Origin of the sequence: Bacillus sp. (in: firmicutes) (assembly GCF_031983925.1) — a bacterium.
GTDB lineage: Bacteria > Bacillota > Bacilli > Bacillales > Bacillaceae_G > Bacillus_A > Bacillus_A pacificus.
This window is the reverse complement of sequence record NZ_DALYZR010000002.1, coordinates 913,713-936,419: the sequence shown is the minus strand read 5'-3', so window position 1 is coordinate 936,419 and position 22,707 is coordinate 913,713. Positions and strand designations below refer to the sequence as shown.

Genomic DNA, 22,707 nt, shown 5'->3' with positions numbered 1-22,707 from the left:
ATGTTAAGATCTCAAGAAATTTCTAAGTGGTTTCGTAATTTACAACATTCGAAAAAACTAAGTTGGATTTCTTACGTTTTATTAGGGGCAGTGCTATTTTTTGCACTTATGAATAATGTGAAACCAGAGCAATTAGATGTTGATATGTATTCTATTGCGAAAAAAACAATTCATTCTCCTATTAAAATTGAAGATAAGGTTATAACGGAAAGAAAAAAACAAGAGGCCGCTCAAAAAGTCGGGGATCAATATACATATAGAAGTGAATATAAACAAAATAGAGTAGATATTGTAAATGATGTTTTTGCTAAGGTGAATGAAGTAATTCAGGAGATGAAAGCTGCTGGACCTGAAGAGCAAAAAAAGATGACCGATGCGAATAAATTAGAAAAGTTGAAGAAGAAGTTGCCATCTAATTTAACGAAGGAATTATCGGATGAGAATTTATTATACTTTATTAATGCAGAACCGGATCAATTAGAATTAGCAAAGAATGCGGCTTTAACGTCTGTTAGCGTTATCATGGGTGGAAATATTAAAATGTCCGAAGAAATGGCAGCGAAAGAGCGATTTGTTAATGAAATGAAAAGCCTGAATGTGAATAGCGGATTGAAAGAAGCTGTGAATGCACTAGGATCATATGCGATTACAGCAAATTATTTCTATGATCCTGCTGTAACGAAAGAGAAGAAGAAAGCAGAAGAAGATTTAGTTCCACCTGTTTATATTCTTCAAGGACAAGTTATTGTTAGAGAAGGTGAAACAATTTCAAGTGATATGTATAATCAGTTGAAATTAGTCGGTTTATTAGAGAAAGGTAATAGTTTTCAGCCTTATGTTGGATTAGCTGTGCTCATTGGTGTGTTACTATACTTTATGCATAAGCAGTTTGAATTATTTTTACAGCGGAAAAGAGAAGACAAACCGTACATTTTAGCGTATATTACAATTTTGTCTATCACGATTGTTTTAATGAAAATTATTAGTTTGTTTCAAAAGCTTGAATATGCAGGAATTGCGTATGTTGTCCCAGTTGCGATGGGAACGATACTTGTAAAACTAATGATTGGCGATCGATTTGTATTTTTAACAAGTATGATTTTTTCTGTGTGCGGAAGTATTATGTTTAATGAAGGAGTAACAAGTACACTAAATTATAGTGTGGGTATTTATGTGTTATTAAGTTCATTATCAGTGAGTATTTTCTTAAGAGAAAAAAATCGTCGTACGATGATTTTACAAGCTGGTATACTCGTATCTATCTTAAATGTAGTCGTCTTGGCGGCGTTATTATTATTACGTAATGGGAATTTTTCACCTCTTGAAATTGGTACGCAATTATTAATGGCTTCCCTTTCAGGAATTATCTCATCCGTTTTGGCTATGGGGATATTACCATATTTAGAAAGTGGACTTGGGATTGTATCGAGTATGAAGCTTATGGAATTATCAAGTCCGAATCATCCGCTTTTGCGTAGAATTTTATTAGAAGCGCCAGGAACATATCATCACAGTGTAATGGTAGCGAATCTCTCTGAGGCAGCTTGTGAAGCAGTTGGAGCAAATGGTGTATTAGCGCGTGTAGGGGCGTATTATCATGATGTAGGAAAAACAGTACAACCGCAATTCTTTATTGAAAACCAGATGGGAATTGAGAATCCACATGATAAATTAGATCCTGTGACGAGTAAAGATATTATCATTGCTCATGTAACCGATGGAGTAAAGATGCTCGAAGAATACCATATTCCGCAAGAAATTATTGATATTGCTGGACAACACCATGGTACAACGCTCTTGAAATATTTTTATTATAAGGCGATTAAAGAAGATAAAGAAAAATATACAGAAGAGATGTTCCGATATCCGGGATCAAAAGCAACTTCTAAAGAATCGGCAATCGTTGGTATTGCGGATAGTGTTGAGGCGGCGGTACGTTCTATGAATCACCCAACGCCAGAGCAAATTAATAATTTAGTACAAAGTATTATTAAAGATCGCCTGCAAGATGGGCAATTTAGTGAATGTGATTTGACATTTAAGGAACTACAAATCGTTGGAAAAACGTTATGTGAAACGTTAAATGGTATTTTCCATTCGCGTATTACATATCCGGAACCACCGGAAGAAAAGGAGAAAGAATGAGTTTATTAATTGATTTCATTGATGAAACAGAAGAAGTGAAAGAAGAATATGTGAATTTAATTCGTGAGATATTAGGAAAAGCAGCTCAAATGGAAAAAATAGAGGATGGTGCGGAGTTATCAGTGACATTTGTAGATAACGAACGCATTCGCGAGATTAATCGTGATTACCGAGATAAAGATCAGCCTACTGATGTCATTTCTTTTGCTATGGAAGAAATGGGAGAAGGAGAAATGGAAATTGTGGGCGCAGAAATGCCGCGTATGTTAGGTGACCTTATTATTTCTATTCCGAGAGCGAAAGAACAAGCTGAAGAGTATGGACATTCTTTTGATCGTGAACTTGGCTTTTTAGCGTTACATGGCTTTTTACATTTGCTTGGTTATGACCACATGACAGAAGAGGATGAAAAAGAAATGTTTGGAAGACAAAAAGAAATTTTAGAAGCATTTGGATTAGGACGATGAAAAAAGGAAAACTTATAGATAGTTTTGGATATGCTATAGCAGGTGTATTCTTTTGTCTTCGTCATGAACGAAATATGAAAATTCATTATGTAGCCGCAGTCATTGTTATATGCTGCGGCTTTTATTTCCATATTACGAAGGTAGAGTGGATGATATTACTTATTGTAATAGGAATTGTAATGAGCTTAGAGATGGTAAATACGGCTGTGGAAAAAACAGTAGATTTAGCGACTGCTGATATACATCCGTTTGCGAAAGTCGCAAAGGATGTCGCAGCAGGAGCGGTTTTATTGTTTGCGATAATAGCCGTTATAATTGGTGCTATTATCTTTTTACCGTATGTGGTATAGTTGCATTCCAAAGCTTTTATTAAGCTTTGAAGGTGCCGTAAAGGCCTTTAATAAGAGAGTGTATCTATTCACAGCTGGGAACAGAAAGGATGCGGGAATATGAATAGTAAACAATTAATTCAAGAAGCAATCGAAGCGCGTAAACAAGCGTACGTACCATATTCTAAATTTCAAGTAGGTGCAGCATTATTAACGCGCGATGGAAAAGTATATCGTGGATGTAATGTTGAGAATGCATCATATGGTTTATGTAACTGTGCAGAAAGAACAGCTTTATTTAAGGCGGTTTCTGAAGGAGATAAAGAGTTTGTAGCTATCGCAATTGTGGCGGATACGAAGCGTCCAGTACCTCCTTGTGGAGCATGTCGACAAGTTATGGTAGAATTATGTAAACAGGATACGAAAGTATACCTATCAAATTTACATGGTGACGTTCAAGAGACAACAGTCGGAGAATTGTTACCAGGAGCATTTTTAGCGGAGGATTTACATGAATAGAAAAGGTTATAAATCAGGTTTTGTCTCTATTATTGGCAGACCGAATGTTGGGAAATCTACATTTTTAAATCGTATTATTGGTCAAAAAATTGCTATTATGAGTGACAAGCCACAAACAACTCGTAATAAAATTCAAGGCGTATATACAGAAAATGATTCACAAGTAATTTTCATTGATACACCAGGAATACATAAACCGAAACATAAACTAGGCGACTTCATGGTGAAGATGGCGCAAACGACATTAAAAGAAGTTGATATCGTTCTGTTTATGGTGAATGCTGTCGAAGGCTTTGGTCGTGGTGAAGAATTCATCATCGAGAAGTTAAAAGAAACGAAACAACCAGTATTTTTAGTTATTAATAAAATTGACCAAGTTCACCCAGAACAATTATTAGAGCTAATTGATCAATATCGCAAATTACATGACTTTGCAGAAATCGTACCAATTTCTGCATTAGACGGTAATAATGTGGAAGCTCTAATTGGAACAATTAAAAAGTATTTACCGGAAGGACCACAATACTACCCGGATAATCAAGTAACGGATCATCCGGAGAGATTTATTATTGCAGAGCTTATTCGTGAGAAAGTACTACATTTAACACGTGAAGAAGTGCCGCATTCTGTGGCTGTTGTTATCGATGCAATTCAAAAACGCGAAGGCGGGGCAGTTTATATCAATGCAACGATTGTTGTTGAACGTCCGTCGCAAAAAGGGATTATTATCGGAAAACAAGGGAAGATGTTAAAAGAAGTCGGTAAGCGAGCTCGTTTTGATATTGAAGCATTACTTGGTTCTAAAGTATTTTTAGAAGTATGGGTAAAAGTGCAAAAAGATTGGCGAAATAAAATGTCTCAGCTTCGTGACCTTGGTTTCCGCGAAGACGAGTATTAAAATAGAGTAAAGCTGTAATCAGCGGATGTTTTGTTCATCCGCTGATTATTGGTTTTTATGAGTTTTGATAAATTAGGAAAAATTTTTCTCACATGAAAATGGACAAAATGGGTCAATTTAATAACAACAAAGGAAATTGGTTTATAGGCTACGCTTATTGAGAAAGGTGGATTCTTATGCTAGATTTTACCTGGAAGTTTTTCTCCAAAACAGGAAGCATTGAGACGTATTTGCTTTTGAAAGAAATGGAAAAAGACGTAAACGATGAGATGGATCAACATGAAGAGGAGCTAGCGCATCTAGACTCTCCAATTTCTTGACCCGTTTTGTTCAAACCTTGGATGGTGACGAACATGTTTCAAAAAGTTGAGGGCATCGTTATCCGTACGACAGATTACGGAGAAACGAACAAGATTGTTACAATATTCTCAAGAGAATTGGGTAAGGTAAGTGCAATGGCAAGAGGAGCGAAAAAACCGAAAAGCCGGTTAGCATCTGTTTCGCAACTTATGACACATGGTCATTTTCTTATTCAAATGGGATCTGGACTTGGAACTTTGCAACAAGGCGAGATTATTTCAACTATGAAAGAAATTCGCGAGGATATATTTTTAACTGCTTATGCATCATTTATTGTTGAGTTAACTGATAAAGCAACAGAAGATAAAAAACATAATCCATATTTATTTGAAATGTTATATCAAACGTTGCATTATATGTGTGAGGGTGTTGATCCAGAAGTATTATCATTAATTTATCAAACGAAAATGCTTCCGGTATTAGGGATGCGCCCGTACTTTGATACATGTGCGATTTGTCATCAAGAAACAGATTTTGTCGCCTTCTCTGTTAGGGAGGGCGGTTTTCTGTGCTCACGTCATGCTGAGCAAGATCAGTATCGTATACCAGTGGGGGAAGCCGTTCATAAATTATTGCGTCTTTTCTACCACTTCGATTTACATAGACTTGGCAATGTATCAGTGAAGGATAGTACAAAAAAACAAATGCGTTTAGTATTGAATACATATTATGATGAATATTGCGGGATTTATTTGAAATCAAGACGTTTCTTAGAACAACTTGATAAGTTTCAAATATAATTTGGGGCCGTATACGGTCCTTTTTACATCCTTTCTTTTTCGAATAGCATATTTAGTATATAATATTTAAGAGATAGTATAACTTTTTTCGTTGTGCATTAAAGGTGGTGATTATCATAGAGCTGAATAAACGGCAAGAACATATCATTCAGATTGTAAAAGATCACGGTCCTATTACAGGGGAGTCAATTGCTGCGCAATTGGGATTAACACGTGCAACGCTAAGACCAGACTTAGCAATTTTAACGATGGCTGGTTATTTAGAAGCACGTCCACGCGTAGGTTATTTTTATACGGGTAAAACTGGGGGGCAGTTATTATCTGAAGCTGTTAAGAAAATTAAAGTACAAGATTATCAATCTAGACCGGTTGTAATTGATAAAAATGTATCGGTATACGATGCGATTTGTACTATGTTTTTAGAGGATGTAGGTACATTATTCGTTGTAGATCAATCGACTCTATTAGTAGGCGTTGTATCTCGTAAAGATTTATTACGAGCTAGCTTAGGGAAGCAGGATTTAACCTCACTTCCGGTTAATATTATCATGACAAGGATGCCAAACATTGCGATGTGTCGTAGAGAAGATTCTTTATATGATATTGCGATGGAATTAATAGAAAGACAGATTGATGCGATGCCAGTTGTAAAAGATACGAAACAAGGTTTAGAAGTGGTTGGACGAATTACAAAAACAAATATTACACGTGCGTTTGTAAACTTAGTAAATAACGAATAAGTGTAATTTGTTTAAAGTGAGGTAATGTAATGGATAATAAAATCGTATATGTCGTATCTGACTCTGTAGGAGAAACGGCTGATTTGGTTGTTCGAGCAGCAATGGGGCAATTCCCATTTGCTCCTGATATTAGACGTGTGCCGTATGTAGAAGATACAGGGACATTAAAAGAAGTGATTTCGATTGCTAAGAGCAATCAAGCACTTATTTGTTTTACGTTAGTAAAGCCTGACATGCGCCAATATTTAGTGACAGAGGCTGCAAAAGAAGGTGTAGAGGCATATGATATTATCGGCCCTCTAATCGATCAAATTGAAGAAATTACAGGGCAAGTGCCTAGATATGAGCCTGGTGTTGTTCGTAGATTAGATGAAGAATACTTTAAAAAGATTGAAGCGATTGAGTTTGCTGTGAAGTATGATGATGGTAGAGATGCACGTGGTATTTTAAAAGCAGATATCGTGTTAATTGGGATTTCGCGCACATCAAAAACACCACTTTCTCAATATTTAGCTCATAACAAACGTTTGAAAGTTGCCAACGTACCACTAGTACCAGAAGTAGATCCGCCTGAAGAATTATATCAAGTGGCTAAAGAAAAATGCTTCGGTTTGAAAATTACGCCAGAGAAGTTAAATCATATTCGAAAAGAGCGATTGAAATCACTTGGACTAAGTGATGGAGCAACATATGCCAATATTAATCGTATTAAAGAAGAGATTGATCACTTTGAGAATGTAGTTAGTAAAATAAATTGTCAAGTAATTGATGTATCGAACAAAGCGATTGAAGAAACAGCTAACATTATTGTGAATGCAGTGCAAAACCAAAAAATGTTTTAGCACATTTACCAAAGGTGAATGTGCTTTTTTCGCTCGTGAGAAACACAGTGCCTACTGATTTCGTAATAGATGATAGTGAAGTGGTTATACTTATATTCTTCTGTCTTTTTATTATGTTAAAAGTAGGGTTTCGCTATCCTGAAATAGAAGATGAAAAAATAAAGGGATATGTAGCGTAGTTGAAGAAAATATATTATAATAAAAAATTGTGATAAAAACCTATATTTTACGTTTAGACTTTAATTTTTCAGAATAAACTAGGGATAGGATTTAAGAAATGACATGTAATTACGTTAAATCGACAAAATCTATACAAGAAAACGCACATTATGGAAGGATTCGCAGAAGGGATGTAGAATACAGAAATATGCAAAACATCAATATGGTATGAGTTGATGCAGATGCATATACTGTGAAGGCTGACAATTGTGCGAGTTGGAACGAAATTTCATGTCAAAATTTTGTTTGTCACATCGTATGCTCATCGTTTAAGGAAGCAGCGAGGGAATTTGGATCTATGTAGATGCTGAATAAGCAAAAGTTGATTTCTTTATATGTATCAACATGCAAAAAACAGATCTCGTGATCACATAGGATATGGTGCTTGCTAGTCTTCTTGTGAAAAAGTGCATATGTATTGTCTCCATGAGGTACATTTGTAATAGATGAGCAAATGGATACAATTTTATATAGTAGGTACGTATCTGCGAAGTTACGCAGAAAAGGGTCTGCAAAATCGCTTGATAACGTGATCGACAACATTTTTTAATAAGTTTAGAAAAAATATTGTCGAATTATAAAGGAATTTTTTAATTTATATCGAATACAAAATACGACACGGAGATGGAGTTATGGGGAACAGAATTCCTGAAGAAGTTGTTGAACAAATTCGGACATCATCCGATATTGTCGAAGTGATTGGTGAATACGTTCAACTTAGAAAACAGGGACGTAACTATTTCGGCCTTTGTCCGTTTCATGGTGAGAATTCTCCTTCATTCTCTGTTTCATCTGACAAGCAAATTTTTCATTGCTTCGGATGTGGAGAAGGTGGAAATGTATTTTCCTTTCTAATGAAAATGGAAGGACTGGCTTTTACCGAAGCTGTTCAAAAGCTAGGTGAAAGAAATGGAATTGCGGTTGCAGAGTATACATCAGGGCAAGGACAACAAGAAGACATATCTGATGACACTGTCATCATGCAACAGGCTCATGAACTTTTAAAAAAGTATTATCATCATTTATTAGTAAATACAGAAGAAGGAAATGAAGCACTTTCGTATTTGTTAAAACGTGGTATTACAAAAGAGATGATTGAGAAGTTTGAAATTGGTTATGCGTCACCTGCTTGGGATGCAGCAACGAAAATTTTACAAAAAAGAGGTTTATCGTTGTCTAGTATGGAACAAGCTGGTCTTCTCATAAGAAGCGAGAAGGATGGTAGTCATTATGATCGCTTCCGTGGAAGAGTTATGTTTCCAATCTATACGTTACAAGGTAAAGTGATAGCGTTTAGTGGAAGGGCGTTAGGAGATGACACTCCGAAATATTTAAATAGCCCAGAAACACCAATTTTTCACAAAAGTAAATTGTTGTATAACTTCCATCAAGCAAGGCCGTTTATTAGAAAACGTGGGCAAGTGGTCCTTTTTGAAGGGTATGCCGACGTACTAGCTGCGGTAAAAAGTGGTGTGGAAGAAGCTGTTGCGACAATGGGAACAGCTTTAACTGAAGAACAAGCAAAACTTCTGCGACGTAACGTTGAAACTGTTGTTCTTTGCTATGATGGTGATAAAGCAGGGCGAGAAGCGACGATGAAAGCAGGGCAATTATTGTTGCAAGTTGGTTGCCAAGTGAAAGTTACATCCTTGCCAGATAAGCTTGATCCTGATGAATATGTGCAACAATATGGGACAACTGCTTTTGAAAATCTTGTGAAATCAAGTATAAGTTTTGTTGGTTTTAAAATAAATCATTTGCGTTTAGGGAAAAATTTGCAAGATGAGTCGGGCAAAGAAGAGTATGTGAAAAGTGTTTTAAAAGAGTTATCGTTGTTACAGGATGCGATGCAGGCAGAATCATATTTGAAGTCATTATCGCAAGAATTTTCGTATTCAATGGAAACACTTTTGAATCAATTGCACCAATATCGCAAAGAACAAAAGGTACAACAAAAACAAGTAAAGCAGGTTTCTAAACCGTCTCAAATTGTTCAAGCAAAACCGAAGTTAACAGGTTTTGAAAGGGCTGAAAGAGAAATTATTTACCATATGTTGCAAAGTCCAGAAGTGGCCGTTCGTATGGAATCCCACATAGAAGATTTTCATACAGAAGAACATAAAGGGATTTTATATGAACTATACGCATATTATGAAAAGGGAAATGAACCTTCAGTCGGAACATTTTTAAGTTGGCTCTCTGATGAAAAGTTGAAAAATATTATTACTGATATTTCGACGGATGAATTTATTAATCCAGAATACACAGAAGAAGTGTTACAAGGCCATTTGGAGACGCTTAGACGTCATCAAGAAAAACTTGAAAAGATGGAAATCATCTTCAAGATAAAACAAATGGAAAAGACAGATCCTGTAGAGGCTGCTAAATATTATGTAGCATATTTACAAAATCAAAAAGCGAGAAAATAGCTTTTTTGATAAATTTTTAGTATAATGAATGTTTGTATCTCGCGTAAGGAGGGGAACAGATGGCTGACAAACCAGCTCGTTCTAAACAAATTGAAACTGAAATGACCCTTGAGCAAGTGAAAGAACAACTCACTGAGCTCGGAAAAAAACGTGGCGTTCTTACATATGAAGAGATTGCAGAACGCATGAATGGATTTGAAATTGAATCCGATCAAATGGATGAATACTATGAATATTTAGGTGAACAAGGGATCGACTTAGTTGGCGACAATGACAACGACGAAGGCCCTAATAATCGCCAAATAGCAAAATCGGAAGAAGAATTCGACCTCAATGATTTAAGCGTACCACCAGGGGTTAAAATCAACGATCCTGTTCGTATGTATTTAAAAGAAATTGGTCGTGTAGATTTACTATCTGCAGAAGAAGAAATTCGACTTGCAACGCGTATTGAAGAAGGCGATGAAGAAGCGAAACGTCGTCTTGCAGAAGCAAACTTACGTCTTGTAGTAAGTATTGCAAAGCGCTACGTGGGCCGTGGTATGCTTTTCTTAGACTTAATTCAAGAAGGGAATATGGGTCTAATTAAAGCGGTTGAAAAGTTCGATTATCGTAAAGGTTTCAAATTTAGTACGTATGCAACTTGGTGGATTCGCCAAGCAATTACACGTGCGATTGCAGACCAAGCAAGAACAATTCGTATCCCAGTTCATATGGTTGAAACGATTAATAAGTTAATTCGTGTACAACGTCAATTATTACAAGATTTAGGACGTGAACCATCTCCTGAAGAGATTGGTGAAGAAATGGATCTTGCTCCAGAAAAAGTACGTGAAATCTTAAAAATTGCACAGGAGCCAGTTTCTCTTGAAACACCGATTGGTGAAGAAGATGACTCCCATTTAGGTGATTTCATTGAAGACCAAGAAGCAACATCGCCTGCGGACCATGCAGCGTATGAATTGCTAAAAGAACAATTAGAAGATGTGTTAGATACACTAACAGATCGTGAAGAAAATGTTCTACGTCTTCGTTTTGGTTTAGATGATGGACGAACTCGTACGCTTGAAGAAGTTGGGAAAGTATTCGGCGTAACGAGAGAACGTATCCGTCAAATTGAAGCAAAAGCACTACGTAAATTGAGACATCCAAGCCGTAGTAAGCGCCTTAAGGATTTCTTAGAATAGGCTACCTTTAAGTTTACTTCACTTTTGTGAAGTAAACTTTTTTATTTTGTTAATTTTTGTTAAACTTTAGCTGTCAGCAACGATTACAATTTCTTGTAATTTATTTTACAGAATTGTCTTTTGATTTGCAAATGCTCATTTTTCGATTTTTCGATTAATTTTGTTTATTCTATACAAAAATATATGTAGAAAAGTGAAAAATATGATGAGAAACGTTAATAATTATCGAAATAATAAGCGATATAACAATAAAAAACAATAAACTGAATTTATGGAATATTTTTAACGATTAGTAGTTTACTCTTTTCTGATAGAGCGTTTTCAAGTACAATGGAAATGACTGAATCATCTAACTATTTAGGGGTATAGAGGGGGGAGAAGAGATATGAAACGTAATCCGCTGATTCCGTTCGCTCTTATTGCAGCATTAGGTATTATCGTTATGTTTGTATTTTCATTTCAGGGGCTAAATAAATCTAAAGAGTTAGCTGATGCAAAAAATGGCGGGAAACCAGCACAAACAGCATCCAAGCCAGAGGATATTGTGAAGCAAAGCTGTACGAGCTGCCACGGTGATCAATTACAAGGGGCGGTAGGACCTAATTTACAAAAAATTGGTGGGAAACTTTCAAAGGATGAAATTAAAGAAATTCTTTCGAAAGGAAAAGGCAATATGCCACCGAATATAGTTCCAGCTGATCAAGCCGCTAAAGTAGCTGATTGGTTATCGAAGAAAAAATAAAGTTCCGTATGACAAGCCTTTTGCTTAAGCAAAAGGCTTGTTTTTCTATATTTTCTAAAATACGATGAATAATAGAGAAGTGAATTGTTGTTATAGGCTTGCAACAACTACTATAAATTCATTATCATGGAGACAGACTGACAAGAGAAGGAGTAATGGAAATACATGAATGAAGTAAAGCTTTCAAAACGATTAGAAGAAGTTGTGCGTGAAATACCAGTAGGATCTACAGTTGCTGATATTGGATCGGATCATGCGTATTTACCGTGTTATACAATTATAAATAATATTGCTACTAAAGCAGTTGCTGGAGAGGTTGTAGATGGACCATTTCGCTCTGCGCAGGCAACTGTAGCTGAAAGTGGCTTACAAGATAAAGTAGATGTGCGTAAAGGGAATGGATTAGCTGTTATCGCGCCAGGAGAAGTAGATGTAATTACGGTTGCCGGAATGGGCGGAGCGTTAATTCGTGATATTTTAGAAAGTGGTAAAGAAAAATTAGAAGGTGTAACACGTTTAATTTTACAGCCGAATATTGCAGCGCATCACATTCGTGAATGGTTTATTGAGAATGGATGGGAGCTTATCCATGAAAAAATCGTAAAAGAAGATGGGAAAATTTACGAGATTTTAGTAGGGGAGCGAGGAAATATCACGGTTCCTTACTCTGAAAATAAACAGGCTGAATTATTTATGGGACCATTTTTAATGAAAGAAAAAAGTGAAGCTTTCGTTGAAAAGTGGGAAGGAGAATTAAAAAACTTCCAAAATATTTTAAAACAGTTAGAACGTGCGGCTGATTCTGAAGAAACAAAAGCGAAGCGTGCGGAAGTAGAAGCGAAAATGAAAATGATAGGGGAGGTTTTATCATGAGTAAAATTCCAAATGGCCATGAAATTATTTCGTTATTTGAAAGTATGTATCCGAAGCATTTGGCGATGGAAGGAGATAAGATTGGGCTGCAGATTGGAGCGCTTAATAAACCCGTGCAGCACGTATTAATTGCGTTAGATGTAACGGAAGAAGTTGTGGATGAAGCAATTCAATTAGGAGCGAATGTCATTATTGCGCATCACCCTTTAATTTTTAACCCGCTAAAAGCGATCCATACAGATAAGGCGTATGGGAAAATTATTGAAAAGTGTATGAAAAATGATATTGCAATCTATGCAGCACATACAAATGTGGATGTTGCTAAGGGCGGGGTAAATGATTTACTGGCTGAGGCGTTAGGATTGCAAAATACAGAAGTTTTGGCACCGACATATGCAGAAGAAATGAAAAAAATTGTTGTGTTTGTGCCTGAAACTCATGCAGAAGAAGTACGAAAAGCATTAGGAGACGCAGGTGCTGGTCATATCGGCAATTATAGCCACTGTACGTTTAATAGCGAGGGTACAGGTACGTTTGTACCTCAAGAGGGGACAAATCCTTATATCGGGGAAACTGGACAGTTAGAGCGCGTAGAAGAAGTACGAATCGAAACGATTATTCCAGCTTCACTACAACGAAAAGTGATTAAAGCAATGGTAACAGCACATCCATATGAAGAAGTAGCCTATGATGTGTATCCACTTGATAACAAAGGTGAAACGTTAGGGCTTGGAAAAATAGGATATTTACAAGAAGAAATGACACTTGGACAGTTTGCGGAACATGTAAAGCAATCGTTAGATGTAAAGGGTGCGCGAGTTGTTGGGAAATTAGATGATAAAGTGCGCAAAGTAGCTGTACTTGGTGGCGATGGTAACAAATACATCAATCAAGCTAAATTTAAAGGTGCGGATGTATATGTAACAGGTGACATGTATTATCATGTTGCCCATGATGCGATGATGCTCGGTTTAAATATCGTCGACCCAGGACATAACGTTGAAAAGGTAATGAAGCAAGGTGTACAAAAGCAATTACAAGAAAAAGCAGATGCAAAGAAACTGAATGTACATATTCATGCTTCGCAATTACATACAGATCCATTTACATTTGTATAAGAAAAATAAAAACCGTTGCTCATATAGGCAACGGTTTTTATTATTGTTCTTTTTTCACTTTTACACGAGGTAATATTTTTTGTAACGGTACTTTTCGAACTCTTTCCCATGTAGCAGGATTCATTGGGTCATATTGCTCTAAGAAAGCGATAACCTCTTTTGTAATTGGTGTTGGAGTAGAAGCGCCTGCTGTAACAGCTACGTTCTCGACACCTTGTAGCCATTCTAATTTGATTTCACTTACGTCTGCAACGCGGTATGCTTTCGTACCAGCGATTTCTTGTGATACTTGTGCTAAACGGTTTGAGTTATTACTTTTCGGATCACCAACAACAATTGTTAAGTCTGCAACATCAGCTTGTTTGGCAACCGCTTCTTGGCGAACTTGAGTTGCTAAACAAATTTCCTTATGGAATTCTGCTGTTGGGAATTTCTTCTGAATGTCCTCCATTAAATGTTGAACATCCCATTGACTCATCGTTGTTTGATTTGTAACTAAAATTTTATCCGTTGGAATTTCTAATGTCTTTAAATCATCGGCTCTTTCGATAAGATGAACGATATCAGGTGCGATACCAACTGCGCCTTCTGGTTCTGGATGATTTTTTTTGCCGATATAAATGACATGGTAACCTTCAGCTTTCTTTGCTTCAATAAGGTCATGTGTTTTTGTAACATCTGGGCAAGTGGCATCAATTGTTGTTAAACCTTTTTCTTTTGCACGTTGTTTAACTTCTGGAGAAACACCGTGTGCAGTGAAAATAACAGTACCAGAATCGATTTTATCTAAAATGTCTAATCGACTTGGACCATCTAATGTGATGATGCCATCTTCTTCGAATGCATCTGTTACATGTTTGTTGTGAACAATCATACCTAAAATATAAATAGGTCTTGGTAATGATGTATCTAATGCGGCGTTACGTGCAATAACCATCGCGTCCACAACACCGTAGCAATAACCACGAGGGGAAATTTTAACAATTTTCATATGAGTAATCCTCTCCTTCTAAACAAGGGATACTTTTGTGCATAGTCTTTTACATTATAAAGGAGGAGTGGATAGAAAACAAAGGATTGTTACACATATAGTTTTGGTTTTGTTGCTATTTTTTGAACAGGCTCCTCTCGTACTTCTTTTTCTATGACTGGCTCAATCACCATTTTTTTTCTTTTTCTTTTTTTGGATGGAGGATGTGGAGTTGCTACCTCAACCTTTTCTGTTACGTCTTCAGTTTGATCTTCGGTTGGATTTTCTTCCGTACTTTTTCCAGAGGTGAGAATTTTAACAATGCTTGGTAGGTTACGCATAATGGGACCGTACTGTTCAACGACAGGGCTTACAGATTGAACGACTTGTGATACTTTTTCGATATTATTTATCATAGTAGTTGGATTCGAAATTAAATTCGAAAAAAAACTACCGATGCCGCTACTTGATGCGGCTGGAGTTGTTGCACCGCCGCGCGTGTCGTTTGATTCATACATTTGAGGAGGGATCATTTGCTCGGGATGCTGCTGCATGTATGGTTGATATTGCTGTTGATATTGCTGCGGGTATTGGTGTTGGTATTGTTGCTGATATTGCTGTCGATATTGAGGTGGCGGTTGCTGGTGCATCATTGGCGGTCCTTCCATTTGTCGATAAGGCGGAACCATTTGCATGTAAGGTTCGGTTGGATCGTGTTTTTTAAAGAGTTTAGCAAGAAATCCTTTCTTTTTTTGTGCCATCGGTGGTAGTTGTGGAATTGGATATGGTGTATAAGGTTGCTGCCCTGGATTCGGATACATTTGTCTCATGGGGGATTTTGGAAACATGCGAGAAATCCTCCTTTCTTCAGTTAGGTATATACACATACAATATGCAATAAGAGGGAAGAAGGTTAGTTTTTGAAGTAAAAACCTAAACTAAAGATGGATTTTACTTGTAGATTTCGATATAATGTAGACTTGACTGATTTGTGCGCGCAGTAGAAATTTAGAAAGAAGGTGTAACTTATGACACAAAAAACTTTTACACAGTATGATTTTAAACCATTTTTAATAGATGCAGTTCGTGAACTACGCTTTACAGAGCCGACAGGAATTCAACAGAAAATTTTCCCGGTCGTGAAAAAAGGTGTAAGTGTAATTGGACAATCCCAAACAGGTTCTGGGAAAACACATGCATACTTACTTCCTACATTGAACAGAATTAACCCAGGTCGTGAAGAAGTACAACTTGTTATTACAGCGCCTACTCGTGAGTTAGCACAACAAATTTACGAAGAAATCGTGAAATTAACAAAGTTCTGTGCGGAAGATCAAATGATTACAGCACGTTGTTTAATTGGTGGAACTGATAAACAACGATCAATTGAGAAGTTGAAAAAACAACCTCATATTGTAGTTGGAACGCCAGGACGTATTAAAGACTTAGTAGAAGAACAAGCACTGTTTGTTCATAAAGCAAATACGATTATTGTCGATGAAGCAGACTTAATGCTTGATATGGGATTCATTCATGATGTAGACAAGATTGCAGCACGCATGCCTAAAAACTTGCAAATGTTAGTTTTCTCTGCAACAATTCCTCAAAAACTAAAACCGTTTCTAAAGAAATACATGGAGAATCCAGAGCATATTCATATCAATCCAAAACAAGTTGCGGCTGGAAATATTGAGCATTATTTAGTGCCTTCTAAACATCGTAACAAAATCGATTTAGTGAAAAGAATGTTACTACAATTTAAACCGTATTTAGCAGTTGTTTTCACGAATACGAAGAAAATGGCAGATCAAGTTGCTGACGGATTAACGGAACGCGGCTTAAAAGTTGGACGAATTCACGGAGATTTATCACCTCGTGATCGTAAAAAAATGATGAAACAAATTCGTGACCTTGAATTCCAATATATTGTTGCAACTGATTTAGCAGCACGTGGTATTGATATTGAAGGAATTAGTCATGTTATTAATTATGAACTTCCATCAGATTTAGATTTCTTCGTTCACCGTGTTGGAAGAACAGCACGCGCAGGCTATTCAGGTATTGCAGTGACGATTTATGATCCAGCAAACGAAGAAGCGTTAGATAGTTTAGAAAAACAACGTCATATCGAGTTTAAACATGTAGATTTACGCGGAGATGAGTGGGTGGATTTAGGTGAACGTCGTCGTCGTAAGAGCCGTAAAAAACCAAATGATGAACTTGATGTTATGGCAACGAAAGTTGTTAAAAAACCGAAAAAAGTAAAACCAAACTATAAACGTAAACTTGCAACAGAACGTGACAAAGTGAAAAGAAAATATAGCAATAAAAAAAGATAAGGGATTTCCCTTATCTTTTTTTATCCCGCTATTTACGGGGATAATAATCAGTGGAGAATGGAAAAAACAATTCACTACATATTTCTACAAATTATGCTATCATTATATCTATTGTATATTGAAGAGGTGATTGTATGTTAAAGATTGGATCTCATGTTTCTATGAGTGGTAAGAAAATGTTATTAGCAGCAAGTGAAGAGGCTGTTTCATACGGTGCAACGACGTTTATGATTTATACAGGTGCACCGCAAAATACAAGAAGAAAACCAATTGAAGAATTGAACATAGAAGCAGGAAGAAAACATATGGAACAAAACGGTATCGAAGAGATTATCGTACATGCACCATATATTATTAATGTTGGAAATACGACGAAGCCAGAAACATTCCAATTAGGTGTAGATTTTCTTCGTATGGAAATTGAGAGGACATCAGCATTAGGTGTGGCGAAACAAATCGTTCTTCACCCAGGTGCGCACGTCGGTGCAGGAGCAGACGCTGGTATTCAACAAATTATTAAAGGGCTGAATGAAGTATTAACGCCAGATCAGACGGTGAACATTGCGTTAGAAACGATGGCAGGAAAAGGAACAGAATGCGGCCGTAGTTTTGAAGAAATTGCAAAAATTATTGATGGTGTAAAATATAATGAAAAACTATCCGTATGCTTTGATACGTGCCATACGCACGATGCAGGATATGACATTGTAAATGATTTTGATGGTGTATTAAACGAATTTGATAAGATTGTTGGTATCGATCGTTTACAAGTACTTCATATTAATGATAGTAAAAATGTACGCGGCGCAGGAAAAGACCGTCATGAAAATATCGGTTTCGGTCATATTGGCTATAAAGCGTTGCATCATATTGTGCATCATCCGCAGTTAACGCACGTACCAAAAATTCTGGAAACGCCATATGTAGGTGAAGATAAAAAGGACAAGAAGCCGCCATATAAATTAGAAATCGAAATGCTGAAAAATGGTACTTTTGATGAAGGACTTCTTGAAAAAATTAAAGCGCAATAAGGAGGGGAATATCCCCTCCTTATTTTAGTAGTTGCTGAAATAAAGTATTTACTTGTTGGGCAGTAGCGGGCGAGGTTACTTGAGCTATTTGTTTTAAGAGCGCTAGTCGTTCGTCATTATCGTAAATGTTAATATTCTTTCCTTTCATAAGTCCAACAATTTGATCAGCTTGTGCAGTCGTAATTGGAACGTCATATTCTTTACTATATTTCAATAATTCCTTTGTAGAAATATGATTTAATTTTTTATTTACAAGTTGTTTAATGAGGTTCATCGAGTTATCCTCCTTCACACGTTCTTCTATCGAAATATATGAGTACGTAGCTTGTACATATTCGTATAGAGTTTCTTTTTTCATGAGAAAAAGAAGCGTATGTTATAATATAAGGACAAAACTATAGAAAAAGAGTATAGGGAGGACTTATGGAGCAAAAGCAACATCGAAAAGAAAGTGTTATCCATCTTATTTATCGTTTAGTTATGATTATTTTTGGGGCAGCATGCGCAGCGGTAGCAATTGAATTATTTTTAATGCCAAATAAAATTATTGACGGTGGAATTATTGGTATTTCTCTTATATTAGATTATCTTACTCCTAATATTTGGTGGTTAAGTTTTTCTACTTTGGTCGTTATTCTCAATATCCCATTTATGTATTCGGGTTATAAGCAAATCGGAAAAACGTTCATGCTATCTTCGGCGTTCGGTATTGTAGCTTTAGCGTTTATTGAATCAACGTTACATGCTGTGCCGCCATTTACAACAGAGCCAATTTTAGCTACAGTGTTTGGCGGTCTTATTTTAGGTCTTGGTGTAGGGCTCGTTATTCGTCATGGTGGATCAATGGACGGAACAGAAATTATGGGTATTTTATTAACGAAGAAATTACCTTTCTCCGTTGGCGAATTTGTAATGTTTGTGAACTTATTTATTTTTGCATGGGCAGCATTTGTATTTGGTGTTGAACAAGCGATGTATTCTGTTATGACGTACTACATTGCATTCAAAACAATTGATACAGTCATTCAAGGTTTAGATGAAACGAAAGCTGTTTTAATTGTATCAGATCAATATGAGGAAGTATCAAATGCGATTTTACATCGTCTTGGTCGTGGAACTACAAAGCTTGTAGCGAAAGGCGGTTACACGGATAAAGAAAAAGAAGTGATTTATGCAGTTGTAACACGTCTAGAAGTGACAAAGCTAAAATCAATTGTGTATGAAATTGATGCGAATGCGTTTGTTACGATTATGAGTACACAAGAGACAAATGGTGGTAAGTTTAAATCAGCCATTCACTAAAAAATTAATTATAATATCTTTTGAAAGCAGAGAATTTTTCTCTGCTTTTTGTTATAATAGTAAGGTTTCTTGAAAAAGTAGATATATTTTAGGCAGATTGGTTTACAACTATAATAAGCTGTACTATAATTCAAATAGATATAAATCGGAATCATTCTGAATTAAAATAGGTGAGATGCTATGAATAATATATTAGAAATAGAAGGATTGTCATTTCGATATGAAGATCGAAATGTGTTAGAAGATATAAATTTGCAAGTTCCGAAGGGAGCTTTTTTAGGTTTAGTTGGGCCAAATGGTTCAGGGAAATCAACTTTGCTAAAATGTTTATTAGGCGTTTTAAAGCCAAAACAGGGAAGCATTCGTTTGTTTGGTGTTGATAGTAAGAAGTTTAAAGAATGGAACAAAGTTGGTTATGTGTCGCAAAAGGCAAATAGCTTTAATTCTGGTTTTCCGGCAACTGTGTTTGAAGTTGTGTCAATGGGACTCGTTTCGAAAAAAGGGTTGTTTCGCTTTTTTACGAAAAACGATAAGAAAAAGGTAGAAAAAGCGATTGCTGATGTAGGAATGAGTGAGTTTCAAGGACGTAATATTGGAGAACTTTCTGGTGGACAACAACAGCGCGTATTTATTGCTCGTGCGCTCGTTAGTGATCCTGAATTACTTATTTTGGACGAGCCCACTGTTGGAATCGATGTGAAGAATGTAGAAAGTTTTTATGAGATATTAGAGGATTTAAACAAAAGGCTAGGAATTACATTAATTCTCGTTACGCATGATATGGGAGCTGTTACCGAGAAGGTAACACATGTTGCATGCTTAAACCAACATTTACATTTCCATGGAAATGTAGAAAAGTTCCGAGAGTTAGAAGATGCAGAAATGTCCGTCTTATATGGACATCATGTTCATCGTTTAGAACACGAGCATGAGCATCACGGGAGGATATAATGATACAAGATTTTTTACAATATGACTTTTTACGTAACTCTTTATATGCAGGGATTTTAATAGGACTTGTTGCGCCACTTATCGGTGTATTTGTTGTCATTCGTCGTATGTCGCTTATTGCAGATGCGTTAAGTCACGTGACATTATCGGGTATTGCTGCAAGTTTATTACTAGAAAAAACAATTTTCACAGGAGGATTTTTAAATCCGTTATATATGGGTATGATTTTTTCTATGGGTGGGGCGTTACTTATTGAAAAACTACGTACTGTATATAAACATTATCAAGAATTAGCAATTCCAATTATTCTTTCAGCAGGAATGGGGATTGGCGTTATTTTTATTTCACTTGCAAATGGATTTAACACAGATTTATTTAGTTATTTATTTGGTAGTGTAAGTGCTGTAACAAGTACGGATTTAATAATCATTGGCATTGTAGCAATTGTTGTTATTGTAACGATTACTTTATTATACAAAGAGCTATTTTTACTATCGTTCGATGAGGAATACGCTGTATCAACCGGTTTGAGTGCAAAGTGGATTCACTTTATTTTCATTATATTGGTTGCGCTTGTCATTGCGGTATCAATGCGTGTAGTAGGGGTTCTTCTCGTATCATCATTAATGACGTTACCAGTTGCAGCAAGTATTCGTATTGCGAATGGATTTAAACAAACAATTTTCTTCTCCATTTTATTTGGTGAAATTGCAGTAATTGGTGGAATGTTTGCTTCGTATCAACTTGATTTAGCACCAGGTGGTACAATTGTTATGATAGCGGTTCTTATTTTAATTGGTGCGATTTTATGGAAAAAGAAAAAAACTGCATAAAGTAGGGATAGATATGAATCTAACAGAAGCTTTACGCCTAATGAAAGATAAAGGATACAAACATACTGGGAAAAGGGAAGAAATGCTCAGGTTATTTGCAGCTCACAATCGTTATTTAACGGCGAAAGACGTTTTAGAGCATATGAAGGATGATTATCCAGGTCTTAGTTTTGACACGATTTATCGTAACTTAACGGTGTTTGCTGAAATCGGTGTTTTAGAACAAACGGAATTAAACGGTGAAAAACATTTTCGTTTTACATGTTCTATTATGGAACATCATCATCATTTTATTTGTTTAGATTGTGGAGGGACGAAAGAGATTACTTCTTGCCCGATGGATTTTATGAATAAAGATTTTAACGGTTATGAAGTAACTGGTCATAAGTTTGAAATATATGGCCGTTGTCCAAAATGTGCAAAGTAAAAGCTCGTCAGTTCTATAACTGACGAGCTTTTTTACGTAGAAAAGAAGGTTGCTCACAAATGTTGTGGGCAACCTTCTTTTTATTTTATTGTTCTTGTGTTTCTTTTTCTTTTTCTCGTTCAGCAGCCATTTCAGCAGCAATTACGTCGATTTCTTTTTTCAGTTCTTCTACCATTATTTCTTCTGGTACTTTACGAACGACTTGCCCTTTACGGAATAATAGTCCTTCTCCGCGCGCGCCGGCAATACCGATATCAGCTTCACGAGCTTCACCAGGACCATTTACAGCGCAGCCAAGTACTGCAACTTTAATTGGTACTTGTAGTGTAGAAATATACTCTTCCACTTCGTTAGCGATACTAATTAAATCAATTTCAATACGACCGCAAGTTGGACAAGAAATAAGTGTTGCTGCATTAGATGCAAGGCCGAATGACTTTAATAGTTCACGCGCAACTTTTACTTCTTCAACTGGGTCAGCACTTAATGAAATACGTAGTGTATTTCCGATGCCTTTACTTAAGATTGCTCCAAGACCAGCGGCACTTTTTACAGTTCCGGCAAATAACGTTCCAGATTCTGTGATACCTAAATGTAGTGGATAATCAAAAGCACGTGCAGCTTTTTCGTATGCTTCAATTGCCAAGTTAACATCAGAGGCTTTCATAGATACGATAATATCATGGAAATCTAAGTCCTCTAAAATTTTAATGTGATGTAGGGCGCTCTCAACCATACCATCTGCAGTTGGGTATCCGTACTTTTCCAAAATGTGACGCTCTAATGAACCTGCGTTTACACCGATACGGATTGGAATACCACGTTCTTTTGCTGCATTTACAACAGCTTCTACTTTATGGCGACGACCAATGTTACCTGGATTGATACGTACTTTATCAATGCCGCCTTCAATTGCTTTTAAAGCAAGGCGATAATCAAAATGAATATCAGCAACAAGTGGAATGTTGATTTGTTTTTTAATATCAGCAATAGCATTTGCTGCGCGTTCGTCTGGAACAGCAACACGCACGACTTGACAGCCAGCTTCTTCTAAACGTTTAATTTCAGCAACTGTTGCTTCAACATCATGTGTTTTTGTTGTTGTCATACTTTGTATAATTAATTCATTATTACCGCCAATTGTTAAATTACCGACTTTAACTGGACGTGTTTTTGTACGATGAGTCATTTCATTCACGAATAGATCGCTCTCCTTATAAAAGAAGTTTCTTATTTAGTCCCTTAT

The 22,707-nt window shown here is 36.3% G+C and carries 24 protein-coding genes; 20 read left to right on the top strand and 4 right to left on the bottom strand.

What is annotated here, in order from left to right; all coding sequences use genetic code 11:
• The 14 genes from RTP99_RS11015 (at position 1) to RTP99_RS10950 (ending at position 13,608) form a co-directional block, all read left to right on the top strand.
• Positions 1–2,145, top strand: coding sequence for an HD family phosphohydrolase (locus tag RTP99_RS11015; RefSeq protein WP_000946448.1), 2,145 nt, complete (start codon positions 1–3; stop codon positions 2,143–2,145).
• Positions 2,142–2,612 (top strand): rRNA maturation RNase YbeY, encoded by a 471-nt coding sequence (ybeY, locus tag RTP99_RS11010; protein WP_000054691.1) that lies wholly within the window; start codon positions 2,142–2,144, stop codon positions 2,610–2,612. Before RTP99_RS11015 ends, ybeY begins: the two co-directional genes overlap by 4 nt.
• Positions 2,609–2,962: a diacylglycerol kinase family protein gene (locus RTP99_RS11005; protein WP_000715476.1), complete on the top strand. Its 354-nt coding sequence runs from the start codon at positions 2,609–2,611 to the stop codon at positions 2,960–2,962. Before ybeY ends, RTP99_RS11005 begins: the two co-directional genes overlap by 4 nt.
• 99 nt (positions 2,963–3,061) lie before the next feature.
• Positions 3,062–3,460, top strand: coding sequence for a cytidine deaminase (locus tag RTP99_RS11000; RefSeq protein WP_001086296.1), 399 nt, complete (start codon positions 3,062–3,064; stop codon positions 3,458–3,460).
• A complete protein-coding gene (gene era, locus RTP99_RS10995; RefSeq protein WP_001080241.1) occupies positions 3,453–4,358 on the top strand; it encodes a GTPase Era in 906 nt (301 codons plus the stop codon). The genes RTP99_RS11000 and era overlap by 8 nt, the downstream gene beginning before the upstream one ends.
• A gap of 176 nt (positions 4,359–4,534) precedes the next feature.
• Complete coding sequence (locus RTP99_RS10990; protein ID WP_000883924.1) at positions 4,535–4,678, top strand: YqzL family protein; 144 nt, start codon at positions 4,535–4,537, stop codon at positions 4,676–4,678.
• Between the two features lie 33 nt (positions 4,679–4,711).
• Positions 4,712–5,458, top strand: coding sequence for a DNA repair protein RecO (recO, locus tag RTP99_RS10985; RefSeq protein WP_000487010.1), 747 nt, complete (start codon positions 4,712–4,714; stop codon positions 5,456–5,458).
• A gap of 107 nt (positions 5,459–5,565) precedes the next feature.
• On the top strand, positions 5,566–6,198 hold the full coding sequence (ccpN, locus tag RTP99_RS10980) for a transcriptional regulator CcpN (RefSeq protein ID WP_000583759.1): 633 nt from the start codon (positions 5,566–5,568) through the stop codon (positions 6,196–6,198).
• Between the two features lie 29 nt (positions 6,199–6,227).
• Positions 6,228–7,040 (top strand): pyruvate, water dikinase regulatory protein, encoded by an 813-nt coding sequence (locus RTP99_RS10975; protein WP_000368943.1) that lies wholly within the window; start codon positions 6,228–6,230, stop codon positions 7,038–7,040.
• Positions 7,041–7,891: 851 nt separating this feature from the next.
• Complete coding sequence (gene dnaG / locus RTP99_RS10970) at positions 7,892–9,688, top strand: DNA primase (protein WP_000528214.1); 1,797 nt, start codon at positions 7,892–7,894, stop codon at positions 9,686–9,688.
• A gap of 59 nt (positions 9,689–9,747) precedes the next feature.
• Positions 9,748–10,875, top strand: a complete 1,128-nt coding sequence (gene rpoD / locus RTP99_RS10965; protein WP_000764060.1) for an RNA polymerase sigma factor RpoD — start codon at positions 9,748–9,750, stop codon at positions 10,873–10,875.
• A gap of 385 nt (positions 10,876–11,260) precedes the next feature.
• Positions 11,261–11,617: a cytochrome c550 gene (gene cccA, locus RTP99_RS10960; RefSeq protein WP_000828145.1), complete on the top strand. Its 357-nt coding sequence runs from the start codon at positions 11,261–11,263 to the stop codon at positions 11,615–11,617.
• A 165-nt stretch (positions 11,618–11,782) separates the two neighbouring features.
• Positions 11,783–12,490, top strand: a complete 708-nt coding sequence (locus tag RTP99_RS10955; RefSeq protein ID WP_001006540.1) for a tRNA (adenine(22)-N(1))-methyltransferase — start codon at positions 11,783–11,785, stop codon at positions 12,488–12,490.
• Positions 12,487–13,608 (top strand): Nif3-like dinuclear metal center hexameric protein, encoded by a 1,122-nt coding sequence (locus RTP99_RS10950; RefSeq protein ID WP_000036222.1) that lies wholly within the window; start codon positions 12,487–12,489, stop codon positions 13,606–13,608. The genes RTP99_RS10955 and RTP99_RS10950 overlap by 4 nt, the downstream gene beginning before the upstream one ends.
• Before the next feature lie 40 nt (positions 13,609–13,648).
• Here RTP99_RS10950 and RTP99_RS10945 read toward each other — a convergent pair whose 3' ends face one another.
• Entirely contained in the window at positions 13,649–14,599 is a 951-nt protein-coding gene (locus tag RTP99_RS10945) for a 4-hydroxy-3-methylbut-2-enyl diphosphate reductase (protein ID WP_000706669.1), read from the bottom strand.
• 89 nt (positions 14,600–14,688) lie between these two features.
• Entirely contained in the window at positions 14,689–15,426 is a 738-nt protein-coding gene (vrrA, locus tag RTP99_RS10940) for a VrrA/YqfQ family protein (RefSeq protein ID WP_000484145.1), read from the bottom strand.
• A gap of 180 nt (positions 15,427–15,606) precedes the next feature.
• On the opposite strand from vrrA, the gene RTP99_RS10935 reads away from it, so the two are divergent.
• Together RTP99_RS10935 and RTP99_RS10930 are read left to right on the top strand one after the other, a co-directional pair.
• The gene (locus tag RTP99_RS10935; protein WP_000192444.1) at positions 15,607–16,917 is read left to right on the top strand and encodes a DEAD/DEAH box helicase; all 1,311 of its coding nucleotides are present in this window, start codon (positions 15,607–15,609) and stop codon (positions 16,915–16,917) included.
• A gap of 134 nt (positions 16,918–17,051) precedes the next feature.
• On the top strand, positions 17,052–17,948 hold the full coding sequence (locus RTP99_RS10930; protein ID WP_000912466.1) for a deoxyribonuclease IV: 897 nt from the start codon (positions 17,052–17,054) through the stop codon (positions 17,946–17,948).
• A 19-nt stretch (positions 17,949–17,967) separates the two neighbouring features.
• Here RTP99_RS10930 and RTP99_RS10925 read toward each other — a convergent pair whose 3' ends face one another.
• Positions 17,968–18,222 (bottom strand): DUF2624 domain-containing protein, encoded by a 255-nt coding sequence (locus RTP99_RS10925; protein ID WP_001048963.1) that lies wholly within the window; start codon positions 18,220–18,222, stop codon positions 17,968–17,970.
• Between the two features lie 149 nt (positions 18,223–18,371).
• Between RTP99_RS10925 and RTP99_RS10920 the strand changes: the two genes are divergently transcribed.
• The 4 genes from RTP99_RS10920 (at position 18,372) to RTP99_RS10905 (ending at position 21,461) form a co-directional block, all read left to right on the top strand.
• Positions 18,372–19,250 (top strand): YitT family protein, encoded by an 879-nt coding sequence (locus tag RTP99_RS10920; RefSeq protein WP_000435958.1) that lies wholly within the window; start codon positions 18,372–18,374, stop codon positions 19,248–19,250.
• A 180-nt stretch (positions 19,251–19,430) separates the two neighbouring features.
• Positions 19,431–20,201: a metal ABC transporter ATP-binding protein gene (locus RTP99_RS10915; protein WP_001059653.1), complete on the top strand. Its 771-nt coding sequence runs from the start codon at positions 19,431–19,433 to the stop codon at positions 20,199–20,201.
• A complete protein-coding gene (locus RTP99_RS10910) occupies positions 20,201–21,034 on the top strand; it encodes a metal ABC transporter permease (protein WP_000613827.1) in 834 nt (277 codons plus the stop codon). Before RTP99_RS10915 ends, RTP99_RS10910 begins: the two co-directional genes overlap by 1 nt.
• Before the next feature lie 13 nt (positions 21,035–21,047).
• Positions 21,048–21,461 carry a Fur family transcriptional regulator gene (locus RTP99_RS10905; RefSeq protein ID WP_001054512.1) on the top strand — a complete coding sequence of 138 codons (414 nt, stop codon included), beginning with the start codon at positions 21,048–21,050 and terminating at the stop codon, positions 21,459–21,461.
• Positions 21,462–21,546: 85 nt separating this feature from the next.
• On the opposite strand, the gene ispG is transcribed toward RTP99_RS10905, so the two are convergent.
• Positions 21,547–22,650 (bottom strand): flavodoxin-dependent (E)-4-hydroxy-3-methylbut-2-enyl-diphosphate synthase, encoded by a 1,104-nt coding sequence (ispG, locus tag RTP99_RS10900; RefSeq protein ID WP_011040674.1) that lies wholly within the window; start codon positions 22,648–22,650, stop codon positions 21,547–21,549.
• Positions 22,651–22,707 lie beyond the last annotated feature (57 nt).

Coding starts and splice junctions, on each gene's coding strand:
- RTP99_RS11015 (WP_000946448.1), top strand. CDS start 1: ATGTTAAGATCTCAAGAAATTTCTAAGTGGTTTCGTAATTTACAACAT.
- ybeY (WP_000054691.1), top strand. CDS start 2,142: ATGAGTTTATTAATTGATTTCATTGATGAAACAGAAGAAGTGAAAGAA.
- RTP99_RS11005 (WP_000715476.1), top strand. CDS start 2,609: ATGAAAAAAGGAAAACTTATAGATAGTTTTGGATATGCTATAGCAGGT.
- RTP99_RS11000 (WP_001086296.1), top strand. CDS start 3,062: ATGAATAGTAAACAATTAATTCAAGAAGCAATCGAAGCGCGTAAACAA.
- era (WP_001080241.1), top strand. CDS start 3,453: ATGAATAGAAAAGGTTATAAATCAGGTTTTGTCTCTATTATTGGCAGA.
- RTP99_RS10990 (WP_000883924.1), top strand. CDS start 4,535: ATGCTAGATTTTACCTGGAAGTTTTTCTCCAAAACAGGAAGCATTGAG.
- recO (WP_000487010.1), top strand. CDS start 4,712: ATGTTTCAAAAAGTTGAGGGCATCGTTATCCGTACGACAGATTACGGA.
- RTP99_RS10975 (WP_000368943.1), top strand. CDS start 6,228: ATGGATAATAAAATCGTATATGTCGTATCTGACTCTGTAGGAGAAACG.
- dnaG (WP_000528214.1), top strand. CDS start 7,892: ATGGGGAACAGAATTCCTGAAGAAGTTGTTGAACAAATTCGGACATCA.
- rpoD (WP_000764060.1), top strand. CDS start 9,748: ATGGCTGACAAACCAGCTCGTTCTAAACAAATTGAAACTGAAATGACC.
- cccA (WP_000828145.1), top strand. CDS start 11,261: ATGAAACGTAATCCGCTGATTCCGTTCGCTCTTATTGCAGCATTAGGT.
- RTP99_RS10955 (WP_001006540.1), top strand. CDS start 11,783: ATGAATGAAGTAAAGCTTTCAAAACGATTAGAAGAAGTTGTGCGTGAA.
- RTP99_RS10950 (WP_000036222.1), top strand. CDS start 12,487: ATGAGTAAAATTCCAAATGGCCATGAAATTATTTCGTTATTTGAAAGT.
- RTP99_RS10945 (WP_000706669.1), bottom strand. CDS start 14,599: ATGAAAATTGTTAAAATTTCCCCTCGTGGTTATTGCTACGGTGTTGTG.
- vrrA (WP_000484145.1), bottom strand. CDS start 15,426: ATGTTTCCAAAATCCCCCATGAGACAAATGTATCCGAATCCAGGGCAG.
- RTP99_RS10935 (WP_000192444.1), top strand. CDS start 15,607: ATGACACAAAAAACTTTTACACAGTATGATTTTAAACCATTTTTAATA.
- RTP99_RS10930 (WP_000912466.1), top strand. CDS start 17,052: ATGTTAAAGATTGGATCTCATGTTTCTATGAGTGGTAAGAAAATGTTA.
- RTP99_RS10925 (WP_001048963.1), bottom strand. CDS start 18,222: ATGAACCTCATTAAACAACTTGTAAATAAAAAATTAAATCATATTTCT.
- RTP99_RS10920 (WP_000435958.1), top strand. CDS start 18,372: ATGGAGCAAAAGCAACATCGAAAAGAAAGTGTTATCCATCTTATTTAT.
- RTP99_RS10915 (WP_001059653.1), top strand. CDS start 19,431: ATGAATAATATATTAGAAATAGAAGGATTGTCATTTCGATATGAAGAT.
- RTP99_RS10910 (WP_000613827.1), top strand. CDS start 20,201: ATGATACAAGATTTTTTACAATATGACTTTTTACGTAACTCTTTATAT.
- RTP99_RS10905 (WP_001054512.1), top strand. CDS start 21,048: ATGAATCTAACAGAAGCTTTACGCCTAATGAAAGATAAAGGATACAAA.
- ispG (WP_011040674.1), bottom strand. CDS start 22,650: ATGACTCATCGTACAAAAACACGTCCAGTTAAAGTCGGTAATTTAACA.